Annotated in this window: 14 protein-coding genes and 1 pseudogene; 6 read left to right on the top strand and 9 right to left on the bottom strand. The window is 54.0% G+C overall.

Annotated features, from left to right (window positions below; all coding sequences use genetic code 11):
* The first annotated feature begins 264 nt into the window (after positions 1-264).
* A complete protein-coding gene (locus GKKCFE_RS11245; protein WP_445577847.1) occupies positions 265-3,111 on the top strand; it encodes a UvrD-helicase domain-containing protein in 2,847 nt (948 codons plus the stop codon).
* A 78-nt stretch (positions 3,112-3,189) separates the two neighbouring features.
* On the opposite strand, the gene GKKCFE_RS11240 is transcribed toward GKKCFE_RS11245, so the two are convergent.
* Entirely contained in the window at positions 3,190-3,738 is a 549-nt protein-coding gene (locus tag GKKCFE_RS11240; protein ID WP_341637503.1) for a LysR substrate-binding domain-containing protein, read from the bottom strand.
* Positions 3,739-4,002: 264 nt separating this feature from the next.
* Between GKKCFE_RS11240 and GKKCFE_RS11235 the strand changes: the two genes are divergently transcribed.
* Positions 4,003-4,623: a hypothetical protein gene (locus tag GKKCFE_RS11235; RefSeq protein WP_445577846.1), complete on the top strand. Its 621-nt coding sequence runs from the start codon at positions 4,003-4,005 to the stop codon at positions 4,621-4,623.
* On the top strand, positions 4,623-6,527 hold the full coding sequence (locus GKKCFE_RS11230; protein WP_445577845.1) for a caspase family protein: 1,905 nt from the start codon (positions 4,623-4,625) through the stop codon (positions 6,525-6,527). Before GKKCFE_RS11235 ends, GKKCFE_RS11230 begins: the two co-directional genes overlap by 1 nt.
* Positions 6,528-6,591: 64 nt before the next feature.
* Here GKKCFE_RS11230 and GKKCFE_RS11225 read toward each other — a convergent pair whose 3' ends face one another.
* Together GKKCFE_RS11225 and GKKCFE_RS11220 are read right to left on the bottom strand one after the other, a co-directional pair.
* Positions 6,592-7,071, bottom strand: a complete 480-nt coding sequence (locus GKKCFE_RS11225) for a hypothetical protein (RefSeq protein WP_445577844.1) — start codon at positions 7,069-7,071, stop codon at positions 6,592-6,594.
* A 178-nt stretch (positions 7,072-7,249) separates the two neighbouring features.
* On the bottom strand, positions 7,250-8,023 hold the full coding sequence (locus GKKCFE_RS11220) for a hypothetical protein (protein WP_341637507.1): 774 nt from the start codon (positions 8,021-8,023) through the stop codon (positions 7,250-7,252).
* Between the two features lie 242 nt (positions 8,024-8,265).
* On the opposite strand from GKKCFE_RS11220, the gene GKKCFE_RS11215 reads away from it, so the two are divergent.
* A complete protein-coding gene (locus GKKCFE_RS11215; RefSeq protein ID WP_133337751.1) occupies positions 8,266-8,904 on the top strand; it encodes an HAD family hydrolase in 639 nt (212 codons plus the stop codon).
* Positions 8,905-9,083: 179 nt separating this feature from the next.
* Here GKKCFE_RS11215 and GKKCFE_RS11210 read toward each other — a convergent pair whose 3' ends face one another.
* The 3 genes from GKKCFE_RS11210 to GKKCFE_RS11200 form a co-directional block, all read right to left on the bottom strand.
* On the bottom strand, positions 9,084-10,247 hold the full coding sequence (locus GKKCFE_RS11210; protein ID WP_445577843.1) for a UvrD-helicase domain-containing protein: 1,164 nt from the start codon (positions 10,245-10,247) through the stop codon (positions 9,084-9,086).
* Positions 10,240-11,901, bottom strand: coding sequence for an ATP-dependent nuclease (locus tag GKKCFE_RS11205; protein ID WP_341637509.1), 1,662 nt, complete (start codon positions 11,899-11,901; stop codon positions 10,240-10,242). The genes GKKCFE_RS11210 and GKKCFE_RS11205 overlap by 8 nt, the downstream gene beginning before the upstream one ends.
* A 313-nt stretch (positions 11,902-12,214) precedes the next feature.
* Positions 12,215-13,162: a tyrosine-type recombinase/integrase gene (locus tag GKKCFE_RS11200; protein ID WP_341637510.1), complete on the bottom strand. Its 948-nt coding sequence runs from the start codon at positions 13,160-13,162 to the stop codon at positions 12,215-12,217.
* A 197-nt stretch (positions 13,163-13,359) separates the two neighbouring features.
* On the opposite strand from GKKCFE_RS11200, the gene GKKCFE_RS11195 reads away from it, so the two are divergent.
* Positions 13,360-14,391, top strand: a complete 1,032-nt coding sequence (locus GKKCFE_RS11195; RefSeq protein ID WP_341637511.1) for a DNA-binding protein — start codon at positions 13,360-13,362, stop codon at positions 14,389-14,391.
* A gap of 319 nt (positions 14,392-14,710) precedes the next feature.
* On the opposite strand, the gene GKKCFE_RS11190 is transcribed toward GKKCFE_RS11195, so the two are convergent.
* Both GKKCFE_RS11190 and GKKCFE_RS11185 read right to left on the bottom strand, forming a co-directional pair.
* Positions 14,711-14,935, bottom strand: a complete 225-nt coding sequence (locus GKKCFE_RS11190) for a hypothetical protein (RefSeq protein WP_133337761.1) — start codon at positions 14,933-14,935, stop codon at positions 14,711-14,713.
* A gap of 96 nt (positions 14,936-15,031) precedes the next feature.
* Entirely contained in the window at positions 15,032-15,178 is a 147-nt protein-coding gene (locus tag GKKCFE_RS11185) for a winged helix-turn-helix transcriptional regulator (RefSeq protein WP_254433249.1), read from the bottom strand.
* Between GKKCFE_RS11185 and GKKCFE_RS11180 the strand changes: the two are divergent.
* A pseudogene (locus tag GKKCFE_RS11180) lies at positions 15,138-15,439 on the top strand (DinB/UmuC family translesion DNA polymerase); the annotation flags it as partial. The gene GKKCFE_RS11185 and the pseudogene GKKCFE_RS11180 overlap by 41 nt on opposite strands.
* 187 nt (positions 15,440-15,626) lie before the next feature.
* Here GKKCFE_RS11180 and GKKCFE_RS11175 read toward each other — a convergent pair.
* Positions 15,627-17,669: a hypothetical protein gene (locus GKKCFE_RS11175; protein WP_341637512.1), complete on the bottom strand. Its 2,043-nt coding sequence runs from the start codon at positions 17,667-17,669 to the stop codon at positions 15,627-15,629.
* Between the last annotated feature and the right edge of the window lie 8 nt (positions 17,670-17,677).

Here is a 17,677-nt window from a genome sequence, read left to right as displayed (position 1 = left end):
GCAGATCGGCAGCTTGAGATTGATAGGGCTGTTAACCGACCCGCAGGGCACTGTGATTGATCACAACCGCTGTGATCTGGCCGAAACTCACGATGTCGGGCTGCTCCGCCTTCAACCCACTCTGTTATCGATCAGGGTGGCTCATTAGGGTCGGTGTTTAATTTTGGGCCGTTGGGGTCGGATCTTTTTTAGGGTATGAATGACGATCTCACATGCTCACGAGCAATTGTTCGCTCGCGATCAATCGTCGTAACGGAGGAAGGTTTGAGTAAGGAATACGTTTGGGGCCCTTCGTTTTTCGGCCGGATACTGTCGATGTCAGCACCATGGTCACTGCGTCTTGCAAACGGTCTTTTTGAGCTGGATGTCCATGGCGAGCGCATTGTCATTCGATCCCACGAAGTCTCCAGTATGCAGGCGACAAGAGGTCTGTTCTCGGGTCGAGTGAGCTATCCGGGCGGCACCGTAGGCGGGTTACCGAAAGCTTCAGTTTCGGGGCTCAACGCCGTCATAGACGATGTCACCAAGGCCCACGAGCGACTGCGCGAGGAGACGCTGCGTGAAGCCGAAAAACGCACACTGGCGCGGTACGAACGCTTTCGAACCGCCTACGTGCAGATTCAAGACTGGCTTGGGGAAGCTGCTCGTATCTTCAATGATGCGATGGCCCAGCGGCGATGGGTGACTCATGAACAGGAGATGGGTTTGCAGGCAACCAGGCCAAGATTGGGAATACCTGAAACAGATTTGAATGAGCTACTTCAAGACCATGACTTGAGGGTTGCTCTGAGCATTCGCCTTGAAGATATCGAGCGCGTGATTACTTTGTGGCGAGCGGACTGGAGCGTTAAGTGGCGCGAGTTCAACAAAGAACACACCAAACGAGAACTCGTTGCTTGTGAAGCGCTCCTGTCAAAGGTCGAAAAGCGGCCTCTGAACGATGAGCAGGCGCGGGCGGTGATCTGCTTTGATAATCGCGTTCTGGTAGCGGCCTCAGCGGGCTCCGGCAAGACCTCGACCATGGTTGCCAAAGCAGCGTACGCGATTGATCGAGGTTTCTTTCAGCCAAAAGAAATCGTCATGCTGGCCTTCAACAAGGATGCTGCCAAAGAGCTGGCGGAGCGCGCTGAGCAGTCGTTCAAGCGGCTGAAGATGGATGGTGTCACGGTACGCGCCAAGACGTTCCACCGGCTCGGCCTCGCCATCATTGGCTATGCAACCAAAAAGAAACCACGAGTTCCTGAGTGGGTTGTAAAAGAGCCGTTGGCATTTAAGAAGCTGGAGGAATTGGTCGATCATCTCAAGGACAACTCGGTGGCATTCCGCAGTCGCTGGGATCTGTTCCGCTTGGTCTTCGGTCGGGATCTTCCCGACTTTAAATCCATGAAAGCACCTCCAAAAGCCGGGACAAAAGCTGGCCGGCTCAAGCCGATCCAAGGTGATCCGGTGAAGAGCCTGGAGGAGTGCATGATTGCGAACTGGCTCCACTATAACGGTGTCGAGTACGTCTATGAGCGCCCCTACGAGCATGATACTGCTACTGCGACTCACAGCCAGTACCATCCTGACTTTTACTACCCAAAGATCGGCCTGTATCACGAGCATTTTGCTTTGGACGAGCAGGGGCAACCACCGGAGCACTTCGAGGGGTATCTGCAAGACGCGCTATGGAAGCGCGCGCTGCACCGTGAGCGAGGCACCCATCTGATCGAAACAACATCGCACCAAATCCGACAGAACACGTGGGTTGAACATCTCACCCACGAACTCACCAGCCGGGGGATTGAGCTCGACCCAAACCCTGATCGTCCTGTTCCTCCAGACCGCCAGCCGCCGCTATCCACCACTAAGCTGATTGGTCTCATCCGCACCTTCATCGCCCATGTCAAAAGTAACTGCCTGACGGAAGATGAGTTGCTCAAGCGGGTCGATGAGCTTCCTATGGGGTTGTTCAAACATCGCTACAAGATGTTCCTGGACATATTCTGGCCGGTTATGGACGCGTGGAACAAGGCGCTCAAGAATGATGGAGGTCTCGATTTCGAGGACATGTTGGTGCAGGCCGCCGAGCATGTGGAGCAGGGCAGATGCGTACCGAACTTCCGACTGGTCATGGCCGATGAGTTTCAAGATGCATCAAAAGCGAGAGCGCGCCTTTGTCGGGCGCTGGTGAGCGTCCCGGGTCGCCACTTCTTTGCTGTCGGCGACGACTGGCAATCTATCAACAGATTCGCCGGCGCTGATGTGTCTGTGATGACTGAGTTCAGGGAGTACTTCGGATCTGGCCAGTTGTTAAAGCTGGAGCAGACCTTCAGGTGCCCCCAGGCTTTGTGTGACGTATCCAGCCGCTTCGTGAGTAGAAACCCGGTGCAGCTGACTAAGACGGTGTACTCGAAGACTCCCGCTGTGGGGCCTGCGCTTAGGGCGGTAATGGTGCCGGATGCAGATAGTATTGATCACGGCATCAACAGCTTCCTGGAAGGCCTTGTAGCTGGGCTGAAAAATGGCACGATCCCTAAAGCAGCTGACCGGTTGATCAAGGTCTGCATTCTCGGAAGGTACAACAAAGAGATCAAATTCGTCCCCGGCAACTGGAAGGTGCGCTTCGGTCAATTTATTGAAGTGTCATTCTTAAGCGTACATCGCTCCAAGGGTACCGAGGCTGACTACGTGATCTTGCCATCGATGGTGAGCATGAAGCGTGGCCGCAGCTTCCCCAGCACCATGACTGACGACCCAGTCCTTGGTCTCGTCATGCCCAATGGGGACTCTTATCCGTTCGCAGAAGAGCGCCGCCTCTTTTACGTTGCGTTGACCCGGGCTAGACGTACAGTGGTGATGTACACCGTTGCGAGCAAGGTTTCGATTTTCATAAAGGAACTGGCGATCGACAGTGCGCTTCAGGTTGAGGACGTACACGGAGCTCCGGTAAGGCTCCATCCATGCCCCCGTTGCTGCGTCGGCGACTTGGTCGTGCAGGAGAGCAAGAACGGCCCGTTCGTTCGATGCACCAACTTCCCGGAGTGCGATTACAAGCCCCCAAAGAAAAAGCCTGTGAAGAAAGCGCGGTATACAGGCAATCGATACGGCAAAAAGAGGTTCCGCGTGTAGCGAGACTCAAAACCAGGAGGTTGAGGGCAGGGCGCCTCGGGATCGTAGTAGCGCCTGAGACGCTTTGGGGCATGCTTTTCAGCCTTCAACCTCCAGCCGTAACGTGTCAATGAGCTCCCGCAGTCCCGGAGGCATCTGCCGACGCCCAAGGTAGTAAATGTGAAAAGCGGGCTCGATGGGCGCCCAGTCGGGCAAGACCACCTGAAGCTCACCTCGCTCCAGGTGGTCGCGCACTCGATGCTCCAGGCAGTAAGTGGTGCCGCAGTGCGCCAGTGCCATCTCTATGCCGAAAGTTGTCTCGTTGGCGCAGAGCTGACCGGGTGCATCAATGACTCGGTGATCACCGTCTTTTTCGAAATCCCACCGATAAATAACCCCATTCCCGGTACGAATCTGAATGCAGCTTTGATCCTTGAGATCTTCCGGTACCTGGATACTCGGTCGGGCATTCAAGTACTTGGGGGATGCCACCGCAACCCATCGAAGCTCTTCGCTGATTCTGACAGCGATAAAGTCCTCAGGAATGGTGTTGCCAAAACGGATGCTTGCGTCGAACCCGGCCGAGACAATGTCGACCAGCTTGACATCGACTGCGCCCTCAACAGAAACATCGGGGTACGCCTCCAAGAATCACGATGTCGTTGATGGTCAATTGTGCCGGCTGATCAAGAGCGTGAGCCACCGCGTCTGCAGCCTGCTCTGGGGAGATGGCAATCTCGTTGAGCGTTTGTGCAGCCTCGCGCCCCTTCGCGTCGCTCACCTTAAGCACCTACCCCATAGAAGATTGGGATGGGCGTGCCATACTATTGCCATGCTACGCAGGGGGAGCTGCAAAGATCTCTCTAAATCATGGCGCCTAATAATTCGCGCTTGGTCAGTTAGGAGTCAGACATGAGCGATAAAGCCCATCCTTTCCCCTTTGATGCGCAAGCAGAAATCGTCATGAAGACGTTCATGCAAGCCACAGGAGAAAAACTCAACCGGGCACAAAGACAGGTCAGTGGGGGAGATAACGTTCAGCGATTCAGTCACGGTGGTTCGTGGCAGTCGCACCACAGTTACGATCCTGATCGCGTCGACCAGATGCAGACGATCGAGCACGAAACAAGATTGCGTTTTGAGGACATCATGGGGGGCCGGCTAGACGTCATTGAACGCACGGCTGATGAAATATCCAGCAGCATGGCCGACAGCTACGCCGAGGCGTTCTACAAGATGCTCTCCGATACCTGCGAAGAGCACGGAAATATAATCGATGGTTCCGCGTCCAGCCTTGGCGAACAGATGCTCAAGGCTATCGAAACAGTCGAATACTCGGTTGATCAAGATGGTCAGGTATTGCTTCCAGAGTTTCGCATGCATCCCAGCCTCGCGAAGCGCCTTCACACAGATCCCTCGCTGCATGAGCCAGAATTGCTTGCCAGGGTCGAGGAGGTGAAGAACGTCAAAATCACCCAGGCGTTGGCAGCGGAAGCCGCGCGAAAATCTAAATTTCGTAGTAGGGGGCAGTGATGGGCGCCAGGGTTTTGCTGTGCATCGGTTGTGACAATTACCAATCTCCATCGCTCAGCCAATTGTCCGGGGCCGAGCGTGACGCGCTCTCCATCCATTCTGCACTCTCGATAGGGCCATTGAGCCGTATCCAGTCAGAGGACGCGTACTTGCTACGCTCTCCAGTCAAGAGTCAGTTGGATGCAATGCTGCTTGAGATTCAGGACAAGTACGATGAAATCGACAGCTTCACGCTATTTTTCGCCGGGCATGGCGGTGAGGCCAACGACAGCTATTTTCTCTGCCTCAGCGACACCCGTGCAGATCGTCTCTCCACCACGGGTTTTGCGCTCAGTCGACTCTTCGAATACTTCAACGAACTCAAAGCTGCCCACTGCAATGTGATCATTGATGCGTGCCACGCCGGTGGCATGGTGTCCAACCTCGGTATCTTGCTCAAGCCTGAAGTGATTGGTAAGGCCAAGACATTTGGCGTGTCGTTTTTTGTATCGTCAGCGGCAGATCAGTACGCCAGCGAAACCAGTCAAGGCGGCTGTGGAACCCTTGCACTGCTCAAAGTGTTGAGCGGCGAGATCGATACCGGGTCGCGAGCGGGCATGCTCGATTTGCTGGATATTGGCCGACCAGCTGCACAGTTCGTGTCGGAGCATACACGGGAAGGACAAATGCCATCCGTATGGGGCGTCAACCTATATGGTCATATGCCCCTGTTCGGCAATCCGCATGCTTCTGACAATCCGGCGTCCTCTTTGTTGGGGATCACAGGCATCTCACCCGCGTCCTCGGCCGGACAAGCCATCAGTGCTCATTCCGCCGAGCTGTACAAGCTGATGTTTGCCCCGGAACATGAACTCACCGCCGAAAAGCTTTTTCCTGTCCTTTCCACGTGCGTTGATCGCTTGGCCGACATACCCAACGCAGCCGGCGTGTTTATCGGCGGCATCTGGCAATCACTGGAGAAGGGTGCAGGGCGCCACACCAATAGCTTTTCTCGGGTCGAACTGAGCGCAACGTGCGCAGCGCTGCTCCTTCCGTCGTCCCAGAAGGACAATGCCTCACGCGATTGCATTCTGGGACTCGCTCAAGAGATCGTAACAGAGGTTGAGTACCGGCTGTGGGACATCGCCAATGGTCTTCTAGAAAACCCTTGTTCGCTGTCCCGGCATGGCATCCCCGATCTGTTCTACCTCCCGCAGCGCATTTCTCGGATTTTAGGCTGGGCAGGCGCAGCTGTGCACTTGGCTCGGGAGCTTGGTGTCAGTGACGCTAATCTCAGAGAGGCTCTGGAGCAAATGAGTGGCCCACTGGTGGAGCACTACGCTAGCGCCTGTGCGGGCATGAGCGAAGACGAAGCACCGTACTGGGCCGCGTTCCTTACGGCCATTAAAACGGATGACGCGAATGGCCTTGGCGAATTGGTCGTCAGTACGCTGATTAACGCGCTCGTTGAGCACGAGGGTCGACTTGCGCAGCCGTTGCTGTCGGCAGAAAACGTTTTCGGCTATCTCAAAGCGCGCGCCGACAAAGACCCCGCCGAGTTGAAGCGTTTGAGCAGCTCACCCTCGGAGACCCTGGCGCTTGTCCTGCTCATCAGCCGCCGTCATTCCCTTGAAGAAGAGCTGGATTACAACCTGGCAAGCCTCGATCACGCACACCTCAACATTTTCCTTCCGCAAAGCTACCTGGAGTTCAGCCAGCCATTCGTTCGTAACGGTATCAATCACGTCTTCCAGGTCGGTCAGAAGGTATGGACGGTGGCCGATGTCGTTCAGCGCTGGGAGGAAGCATGCAGGCCCCAAATGCTTCAGGATACATCGCTGCAAAACCCAGCAACGCGGATCGGTGCCATCTGCACATCACTGATCTTCCCCGATCGAGTGCCATGGTTTTTGCTCAGCAACTGATGACCTCGAACGCAGCTAGGGCTTCTGAGTTCGGTCAACCGGGTGCTGAGCAGTAATTGCCTGTTCAGTCACCCAGATCAGGCCTCACGATTCTGCGTATGGCGTCAAGCTGCAGACTTACCTCGTGCAAGCGTGAGCTGATACTGTCCAGGAGCACATCGGTCACTTCGAAGTATTTGCCTTGACTGTCCTTGCGGCGATGGAGGATCTGCTCACCCTCAGGATTGGTGATGGGGTAGGCATGGACAATGTCTGAGCGTTCGGCGTTCATCGTCTGAAAGAAGTCAGCTACCAATTGTCCAGGTGCGACGACATCGGGGTAGGACAGAGCCAATTTCTCCACAGCCTTTCGAAAGGCGTTAAGCAAACCTCGGCCCATCTGTTCCTCAAGCTTCGTCCGGTTCAAAGTGGGATCAAGGTGGCAGGTAACCTCGGCCATGAAACTGGCGATCGAGGCGAAACCGTACAAGGCAATACCCAAACGAAATAGGTAGGCATTGCTACGAGGTAAGGCAACGCGGGCAAGGCTTTTAATAGCCTCCAATTCTGCATCAGTGCTCCTGATGTGCGCATTCCTAGCCGTCTCCAGTAGACGGCAATTGGCTGATCATTCAGCGATGCATCATGCGCGCTTTTTCGGGAGCCTAGGTGATTCCGTAATGGCTACTCTGTAAATGACAACCGTGCAACAACTATGCACAGGTCGCAGCCTGGGACGCTTGCTAAACGTCCTTGAACCAGAGAATACATTGCCAGACTCCAACACCAATCCCGATCAGCGCGCCAACGAGGGCAATCGCTTTAGCTGATCGGCCTTCGAAAATACGGTCTAGCGCAACGCCGAAACCCCTTGAAGCGGTTCTAAGTTTTCCGGTTACCATTTTCCGGATGGTGGAGTTCAGAAACCCTACCTTCGACAATGTTGAGTTGTGCATCCTGATGAACTCCTTGTTCTCGAAGGCCTGGATCTCCTCTTTGCCCTCAAGGAAATGCCGGGGAATGCCACCGTTGAGCTCCATCAGGGACTTCATTTTGGGGTGGTGCGCGTAACCAGAGCCGTAGCGGTCGGCCAGTAGCTCATTCAAATTCAGCCGGCGCTCCACGGGAATGACGGAAGCATCCCTTCCGCCTAATGCTCGGTACCGATGCTCAAGGTGTTCGAATCCGTAGGTAAGGTTTCGCATATTCCAGTGCACCCAGTACTTGTCGCGCCTGTCACGGACGAACTGATAAAAACCGGTTAGCAACTGGAGCTCTACCGCGTCGAAATTCCCGAGAACGTCTTCCCGCCCGATTCGAAGCTCTTCAGCAATGGAATGCGTGGAGAAACTAACGGCCTGACCGGTAGCGTAATGCGTAATGGCAATGGAGGTGATGCGGGGGGAGAGGCCTTCGTTATCGTCGTACAGGCTCTGGCAAGAGTAGTGAATGGTGTAGAAAATCTGAGGGGCCTTCTTGACCTCTCGAATGAATGCGCCGCTATCCGTAATGCTCATTGACTCTACTCGCGGTCAGTCGTGCGTCGAGGCAGATTACTCAACGCTTCCGCGCCGATGATGGAGCGGAAATCTATTCCCTGCAATAACGATGCTTCAGCGTGGCACGCCGGCGACAGGGTGGACTGAAGTCACTCCAAGTCGCCATAAATCACTACTTGCCGTCCAAAGCCTCGGTTCGCAGATCCGCACCACTGGCGCCCGTAGTAAGCTTGGAGCCTGACCCTAAATCGGGGGACATCATGACGGTCAAAGCAGTGATTTTGGATGCGTTCGGAACAATCCTTTACAGCCAGGCATCGGTTCAACCTTATCGCCTGTTATTCAAAGAGGGGCTTCACCAAGGAAGACGCCCCACGCCAAATGATGCCCGTCTCGTAATGACGCTGGATTGCGGCCTTGAGGGCGCGGCGGAGCACCTAGGCATCCATCTGTCCGCCGGCCGTCTGGCTGAAATCCAGGAAGTGCTGGATACCGATTTGGCAAGCATGGAACCCTTTGCGGATGCCTTGGCGGGCATCGAGTTGCTGCAGAAACATAGCGTGGCCATCGCCGTGTGCTCCAACCTCGCTCAGCCCTATGGTGCGGTCGTAAGTAGCCTGTTCCCTCACCTTGATGTCTACGCCTACAGCTATCAATTGGGCATCCTCAAGCCCGAGCCTCAGATGTACAACTGGACGCGTGATCAACTGAGTGCTAACCCGAGTGGCGCGTTCGGATCTGGCGAAGTGGTGCACATGATCGGGGACTCCATCCGATGTGATCGTGATGGCCCAACGGCCGTGGGCATCACGGGCCACTACCTTGATCGTAGAGGAGGCGGGCAAATGACCAGCTTGCTGCAGTTCGCGCAGTTGGTCACGGAGACCAACCGCACTTAGCTGTCGTAATATCAAGCGTCTAGTGCCGTAAATACCCACTGGTGGACTGAAGTACAAGCTGTCGGCCCATGAGCCTGCACATCCCTGTGATCAGTCGGGCTTCCAGCCCCTTTCAGGTCATCGTTTTTTGTCGGCAGACGGTAGGGGCAAGGCGAGAATTTACTGGCCTTTCTGTGAATTTAGGCGCCTGCCACTGCCTTCCTCCAGAGCGGAAAGCGTAGACCCACCGCTTTATTGTCGGGCACCACAAAGGCTAGGCTGTACCTAGCCCGCGTAATTGCCACGTACAGCTTGTTCTGTGCGGTTTCTGCCTTTACAGGGAATGGCGTGTTGCCATCCAAAACGAAATGCATTTGGCTGTCCGTCGGAACGACTAATGCACGATCAAAACCCAATCCTTTGCTGGCGCCAAAGTTATAACAGCGGGCATGCGCAGGAATATATTGCTTGCCCGACGCCACGTTCCAACGCAGCACCATAGGATCATAGGCAGCAATGTAATCTCTGACGTCCGATTGCTTGACGATGAAGGCGCCATGGTGATGAATGAATGCGGGTGGGATATCTACGACCGCAGACTTGGTTGCCTGGTAGGCTCCTCTATGCACTTCATCAGCGATGTCGCAGATAGATTGCAGGCTTCGCCAGTTGAGGACGAGTGCTTCCTCGGTAAAGCCCATGGCTTTGAATGCTGCAATTTTTTCATCCGATGTCTGAGGTGCCTTGTGACCAAACGTGGTCTCGTAGACGGTCTGACGAAAGTCTCCTACGCAAGTGATGGGAGACTTCATGGCTTTATTCAGGCCCTTGAGGACTTCGTAATCCCATCCAACCAAATCCTGAACTTCATCGAAGTAGACTTGGCTATAGATTTCCCCTAGACGACTTGCCGCCGCATTCTTGGTGGCTTTCATCAGTCTAGTCGCCAGTTTCGCCAAAAATCCTGTATGCGCCTTGGTATGGCACAGCGTTAAAAAGTGGTTTGGATTGAAGCTTTTGTCATCAAACTGCTCTTTCCTGCCGGGCAGCGTGAATTTAGTCTTCGGCTTTAGGTGAGGGTTGCTTTCATTGAAAAATATCCCGTCAATCCGTTGCTCAAAAAAAGCCTGCTGATACGGCCTTACTAGGTCTTCCAGGTAGAACGAAAACAGTCCCTTCACTACGAATCGACTGCTGTGCTGGCCGAACTCCACCAGGAATCGATGCCGGAGTTCCTGCTGATTACTTGTCGTGTAGGTCACCACTAGCACCTTGCCGCCGCGTTTGATCTCGGCAATTGCTTCGGTGATGATTTTATGGGTCTTTCCCGACCCTGCACCCGCCATGCACAGTATGTTAGGCAAAGTGAAGCACCTCATCGAGGAAGGCGGGGTGTTTGAAAGCGTCCGCTGTCTCGAATAATCTTATCGCAGAGTCAACCTTCTTTTTTCCCTTCCCATCGCCGTCAGCACTTCTAAACCACTCAGTGATGAAAGCGGTTTTTGCAGCAAACGTGGGCTCTGCCTTCAGCAGATTGTAGGTTTTGGTCGAAAGCACGATCTTTGCAAAGTCCACTAATTCTTTTTCTGACTTGGAATTAGCTGAGATCATCGCAGGTTCCAGTGAAAACTCATTGTTATCCTTGGATGAAATCAGCTGAATGTTCTTATGCGCATCATATTCCTTTCGCGCTGCTACGACGTTCTTGTCATAATCACCATCATTATCACGCAGAACGTTAACCGCTGTGCCGATCTCTTTACCGATTTCAATAAAAGTGTTAAAGCCAACGCCGCGCACTACAATGATGTCGATGCCATCTTGCTCCGGCAACCGATTGTGATGTTTATCTTTATAGATTCGTTTGAGCACCAACTCATCAGACGGCCCCTCTACCAATACCACCTTCTTGGAAAGCGCGACGCGTAGGGTGTCGTAACCAGGTAGACGCTTGAGTGTCTTGACGACGTCTTTATCCAAAAGATGTAGCCGTTTGTACGAGTCATGAAGGAGGCATATCTTGTCGATACTGAGCTTGTTAAGCACGTATGAACTGTGGGTGGTCAGAAACAGTTGCTTGCCGTCACGTTGATCCTCAATGTCTTGGACGAGTCGGCTCAGCTCCACGTGCGACAGGTGATTTTCTGGCTCCTCCATCATCACCAGATCAATGTCTTTCGACTTGTTGTGGAGGGCTAGTTTTATCTGCACCTTGCTCTGCTCGCCTTTACCAATCATGTGGAAAGGCACGGTGTCCACCTCAAGCTGCAGTCCATTCTGCAGGGCGCCCGACGGCATGGTGTTAGCCGCGATCGTCAGCTTCTTGTCTGTGATCTTATTGTCGGAGTCCAGATCCTTGTTTACCGTTTTGACTTCATCAGTTTCATTAAATTTTTGAAGGGTTTCACGATAGTTCAGACTTAACCGGTATTCTTCGTCTTTTTTAAGTGCAGTGCTCAACACATTGGAAATGTACTGGTTTTTTCCGAAGGTAGGATGGATGCGCGTCGGATCAATGTACAAAGCTCTGAACTGCTTGCTCATCGGCTTGATGACGTTCCAGGCGAAATCCATCCACTCAATTTTATAAAACTCCACCGGGATGCTGGTCATCGGTGCCCCTGCCGCCATGTACTCACGATAAGCATCGGCAAAATCCGGATCGAAACTTGCAATGACTTGTACGCCCTGTGCATCTTTGTGCAAGCTGTTGTTGGTGCCTCTGTAATCAGGCACATTCTTCATGTAAGCCTCAATCACAAGGACAGGCAGGTCTGCAGGAGTCCTCGGCGAGCGCAGGAAGGCCGCGACGGCATCACTATTGAACAGGTCAGGAGAAAATTCACTGGCAAATGGTCGGCTGCGGTATTGGAAGTTTAAGACAATCTCCATGGCTTCCAAGATTGTGCTCTTGCCAGCGTTGTTATCACCGACAAAAATATTGACATCGTCATTGAAGTCAAATGTCTGATCTTTGAATTTTTTAAAGTTTACGAGACGAAGCGATTCCACAAGCACTTTTCAATTCCTTCTGAGATGAGCTGGTAAGCTGGCCCAAGGCCACTTCAGTAGGAACGCTAACCCCGAGGCATAGGGGTTGTCCAGCGCGTAGATGCATGGGTAGGTGCCTGTGTAGAACGCTCTGCAGGTTTACGAAAGAGGGCGTTACGCCTAACGAGCTCTGCTCGCGCGCTGTGCCGGGAAGGGTCAGGCATTCTCCTGTCACTTGTGACGAGTTCACACAGGCTCCTAGCACGCGTTTGCGTGATACAGAAGACTAGTTGGCCGCAGCCATGGTTTTGCGGACAGTTACAAGACCGGGGGCGGAAAACTAGTCGTCAGTCAGCCGCTTGGAGCCAGAGCGTACGGCCAAGCCTCCAAAGGATACGCTTGAATCCACATACCGCAGGGCGGATTTCATGTCCTTCCACCCGACATAGCCCATTAGCGCCTTGATGTCCCAGCCATTCGCCGACGCCCAAGTCGCAAATCCCCGGCGCATCGAGTGGCTGGTGTAGAGCGCCTCGGGCAGACCAGCTTCCTTGAAGATACGGCGCAAGAGTGGGATCAGGCTGTGGGGCTGAATGGCTTTGCCTGAAAGGTTGCCCCAGCGGTCGATACGCTGGAACACCGGCCCCTTGGTGAGTCCGGCAACAGTAATCCAATTGATGTACGCCTCGACAGGGCAGAGCTTTGTCAGCGCCGGCGTTTGAAAGGTCTGGCCTTCATGAGCGCGGTCACCCTTGGTGTAGGGCAAGTAAAAGCTGATGACCTCACCACTTGAGGCCTCTGTATTTTCAACAGTCAGCCTGGCGAGCTCGTCGCCACGAAATCCTCTCCAAAATCCGATAAGTACCATTGCGATCGAACGGCGGTGGCGCACGAGCGATTTGTAGTCGCCACGTGCCAGAGCGGCCGCCGCTTCACTTTCCAGCCACTCAATCGCCTGCTCCATGTGCCTGATCAATAGCGGGGCGGCCTGCTTGACCCTGGTGGGGTGCACAACCCTGATGCCTTTGATCATTTGGCGCACATTTGGAGATTTCGTCGGATCGGGAAAGCCCTGGGTGATATGCCACTGCGCCAACGCCGCCAAGCGTTGCTTGAGGGTGTTGAGTGAGAGCTTGTCGGCGTACTCCGCCAGGTAGCGAACGATACCTTCTCCCGTCGTGGGGAGATAGCTACCCCACGTGACCTCGAAATGCTCAATGGCCGCCCGATAGCTCTTGCGCGTGTTTTCCCGTGTGCCCGCCTGTAGGTAACGATTTGCCTTGTCCATCTTTCTTGACCTTGAAATCGCGTGTCTTTGGGCCCTGACCGGGCGACAAGGACGGCCAATGGGCCAGATCCACCATCTAGAAGCCATAAGGCTTTATTATTTGATCATAGAAATACGAATTTTGTGACTGTATTTTCAGGTATCTGTAATATGTAAATATGTAATACGTAGCGCACTACGAAATTGTAGGAGACGGCATGGCACGCGGCGGTATAAACAAGGCAATCGTCCAAATAGCGCGAGATGCGCTGATCGCTCGGGGTGTCAATCCCAGCCTCAACGCCGTGCGCGTCGAGCTTGGAAATACTGGCTCGATGACGACCATTGCCCGGTATTTAAGTGAACTCGGAAAAGGGGAGTCGCGCCCGAAGGAGCGCCGCGAACACTTGAGTGATCAACTCACCGGGCTTGTCAGCCAGTTGCTGGATCGAATTCTGGAAGAAGGTGCCGAAGAAGTATCTGGGGCGCGAGCCGAGCTCGAAAAACACCGAGCATCAGTGAATGAGCAGCTCGCGCAGGCTCAGGCTGCTTTGGTCGATCTACAGCGCCGGCACGATAGCCTTCAGGCCGCTTTAGACGTCCAGGCGAGCGAATTGAGTACGAGCCAAGGCAGTTTGCAGTCTGAGCTCACTCGCAACGCACGCCTGAGCCAGAGCTGCGCCGACCTTGAAGTTCGGGTACATGAGAAAGATGAGTGCATTCGCTCGCTCGAAGAAAAGCACTTGCATGCTCGTGAAGCACTTGAGCACTACCGCACAGCCGTGAAGGATCAGCGCGAACAAGAACAGCGCCGACATGAAAGCCAGCTTCAGCAGATCCAAGTGGAGCATCGTCAATTGCAGCAGACGCTTTCATTGAAACAAGACGAGCTCAGCCGCCTGAATCGGGACAACGAGCGCCTGCTGACCGACTCCCGCCAACAGGCCAAGGTCATGGCCACCCAAGACGACACCATCGCGCGGCTCACTGGAGAGATCAACGCATTGGCCATCGCGTCAGCTAGAGAGGAGGGGGCCAAAGAGCAGCTTATCGATCAGCTTGCCCGATCCCGCGAAGAGTCCACCTCCCTACGTGAATCCGTCAGCCAGGCCGATGCACGAGCCAAGAGTGCGCAGGTACTGCTGGAGACGACTCGGAGCGAGGTGAAACAGCTGCGACACGAACTGAAGCAACAACATGAAAACAATCCATCACGGAGTGACCGAGCAGATGATCAGCGCCAAGAGTGATTTGCATCGGGATGAATCACGCGTTGCTGGATTTCGGGATGCCCTCCAGCGGCTGAGGGAATATGCGATTGCGGGACATCTGCAGATATCAGGAAAGCGATGCTCTGCTGAGCTGTTTTCGAAGAGAGGGGCTGCTTCAAGCTTGCGCGGGAGTTAAGTCAACAATCACTTCGCGAGGGTGAAAGCGGGGCGCGCATGAGTGTCAGCGCATGGATTATTCCTATTTTTACATAGAATCAATGGGCAGGCACTCGTAAGTAATGGTTGCGGGGCATTGTAGTTTGGAGGCCGCGATGTCTCTTGAAAGCGTAAGGGTCAGTCAGTATCTGGACATTCCCGGATCTCCCCCCAACCTAGCGATACTCTGCTTGATGTGCCCAGCGTTCTCACCAATCTTTTCAAGCGCGACACGCGCGTTCTCACAAGCCTCAGATGACCCGCGCTGCTCCTCCAAAAGGACGAGTTCCATCAATGCGGCTTCGATCGCCAGTTGGTTTTCGTACAGCCTAGCCAGTACGTCAGGAAGGGAATACTGCTCGGCCATGGCTCAACTCCATTCGGATAAAGAACATAGCATAGCAGCGGGCTACTCGGGGGGGGAATGGTCAGTGGATGAGGGCGCAGTCAAGAAAGGAAAAGCTCAGCTCGAACGATGCCAGTGACGGTGCACTGTAGTCTTCGCCATCCCCAGCTTCCTTGCAATTTCAGCCTGCGAAAGGCGTTCATCTTTAAGTGCCCGGACAGTCTCTCGTGCCAAAAAGATCAGGGTGAGTATCCGTACCGGCATGTTCAATCCAGAGGAAGCGAAGTACGTCAATGGGTAGAACTGCCGTACCCCACGGATGACGTGCGTTTGATGACAAAGGCTGTGGTAGAAGCGGTGGATCGAGTGTTTCGCCCAGGCTTCAAGTACAGCAAAGCCGAGGTGCTCCTGGTTAACTTATGCCAAAAGGGCGAGTATACCGAGGATCTTTTTTCAACCTCACAGCCGCAAGCGTGTGAGAAGGTGATGGGCGTGTTGGATGCCATCAAGGCCAGATGTTCGCGGCTGATGGATCGGGTCGCACTTCTGGACGTCGCTTGGCATGAGCACCTTTGTATGGCTCAGCCCAAGTCGGGTTTGATATGCGAATAAAAATGCCCTGCAAGTAAAAGCGTGCAGGGCATTTCTCGTTCCCAGGTACTCATTGCTTAAGAGTACAAATTCAAGTGTGCATGTCCAGATTAGGGTACTACTACGACCTATCCCAAAAGCCTTTCTTGATGGTCAGAGAGCACTCGCGATTGGCTGGGCCGCCATGAATGTAAGCCCTAGACAGTCCTTGGTTGAAGGTTTCGCAGCCAATTTCAATCTGCACGCAGCCACTGCAGGAATTGCCGACATCCGTGCATATGGGGTCGAACGCGCAGTTGAAGGCGAACATGCTGGCGTCATCAAACCAAGGCAGGAGATAGTGCTGGAACAACGTCAGCAACCCGCCGGCGGTATAATTCTGGACGGACGACACATACAGGATGACCGACAAATCCATGGGTATCAGGTATTCCTGAATACTCTTGGAGTCATACCCAGTATGGCGGCGCGCAGTGAGCATGAGCGCATGGCTGATCGAATGTAGCAGGTTGAAAGGGGCACCTTCTTCGGGATTGCGCGCCGGGATTTCCCTCGCTGCTCTGCCAGGATGCATAGCCAGGACGTGGTAGTGGCTCAACAGGTACGCATGACTGCGGGCTTTGTCATTGAGTACCTCTTCATCAGGCGATTCGAGGTACGCCAAATCGATACACCAACGAAGCACCTTGCGAGGATCCAGTCGGATCCATAGAGCCTCTGTTTTCGCCGACATCGCGTAGATGGACGTTTTGCCTTTCATGCCCTCATCGACACGATCAGCAAAGGCGTTGAGCACTACAGGCGGAGCGTCAGGGTTGATTGAAGGGGCGCTTCTTTCCCGTGTGTACCCCAGCGTGGCCAAGACAACTCGAAGGTCAGGGATGTGCGTGATCGAATCGATCCCATAGCGTTCCTGTACACTCTGCCACTGACCGGCAAGCACGTCTTTTTGTGCGATATCTGTGGTTTCTTCGATCTCCTGCTCGATCGTTCTGCCCTGGACATCGTGGGGCAAGAAAACGGCTTCGAGCGTGCGCCGATTGCTGACCAGTTCGATTAGGGTGCTGGGTTCTGGAATCAAATTGCGTATGGCACTGAAACAGCCGGTTGATGTCGCGAGCTTTGCCTCAATCGTGGCTACCTCTTTTCGCGTTGAATCAAGCATCTGGGCCAAATCTTCGTCATCCTCGGCCATTACTTCATATTTCGCGATGCTGAGTCTTTTTCTCTCCAACTGCGTGCGCAGGGCGGCCTGATCGTTTGCATCGCTAATATTTGCTGAGAGCAACATGGAAAGTTTTTTTTCCAGCTCACGGCCAGACATCTTTTTCAGCAAAGCGAGCGCTATACCTTCGGCAACGTCTTGAGCCATGCCCTCGGCGCTTTCGTTTGATCCTTGCAAGCACTGCAAGAGGCTGGCAATCAGCTTGCCCCTGTCTTCGCTCAGCGCGATGTACTGGGTACTCTGGGCGTAGAAAGACTCACCGCTGGTGAGTGGTGTTCCACGCTTTTGAATTTCGGCACCAAACAAACCACTGCACGCGGGGCACTCGTCCTGATATGAGCCCGACAGCTTATCGCCGGTTTCCACATCAAAAAACGATGAGTGGAAAAACGAACCGGCATCTCGGTAGCCGATGCTGGTGGATCGACGAGCGGGGTGCGGAATGTGGACGGGGCTTGCGTAACCGCACCGATGCACCGAAACGTAAGGAAGCTGGATCATTTCTCCCGAGCAACCTCTGCGCTTGCAAGGGATGAAGCTCCTGCCATTGTGCTCTCTGATCCGGGACTGCATTTTGGAAAGCGTCCGGTCATCTGGCTCGCGGGCGTCGTAAAAATCAAGCACTTTGCAACGCCTGCAGGTGAGAATCAGTGGTGCAGGGGAGACAAAAATTTCAGATGGAGATTGGATTTCCAGACGCTTCTTTTCTGCGGCGGTCAAAAAAGTTGGGTCGACCTCGCCACCGGCGCTTTCCCAGTCATGTACGAATGTCAGGACAGCTTCGCGCAACTGTTGCTTATCAACCCCTTCCAGCGCTGACCCACTATTGTTGAGAATACCCATGACGCGACCGTACGCTTGGTTGCGAAGGCGCATGTAGGCTCCAGGGAGGAAGGCTTCCCTGAAAAGGCGGCTGCGACTCACATATTCCTTGTCCATTTTTCCTT

Source organism: Pseudomonas sp. E141 (assembly GCF_052659885.1).
The sequence above is the reverse complement of the archived record's forward strand: the minus strand, read 5'-3'. Positions and strand labels throughout refer to the sequence as shown.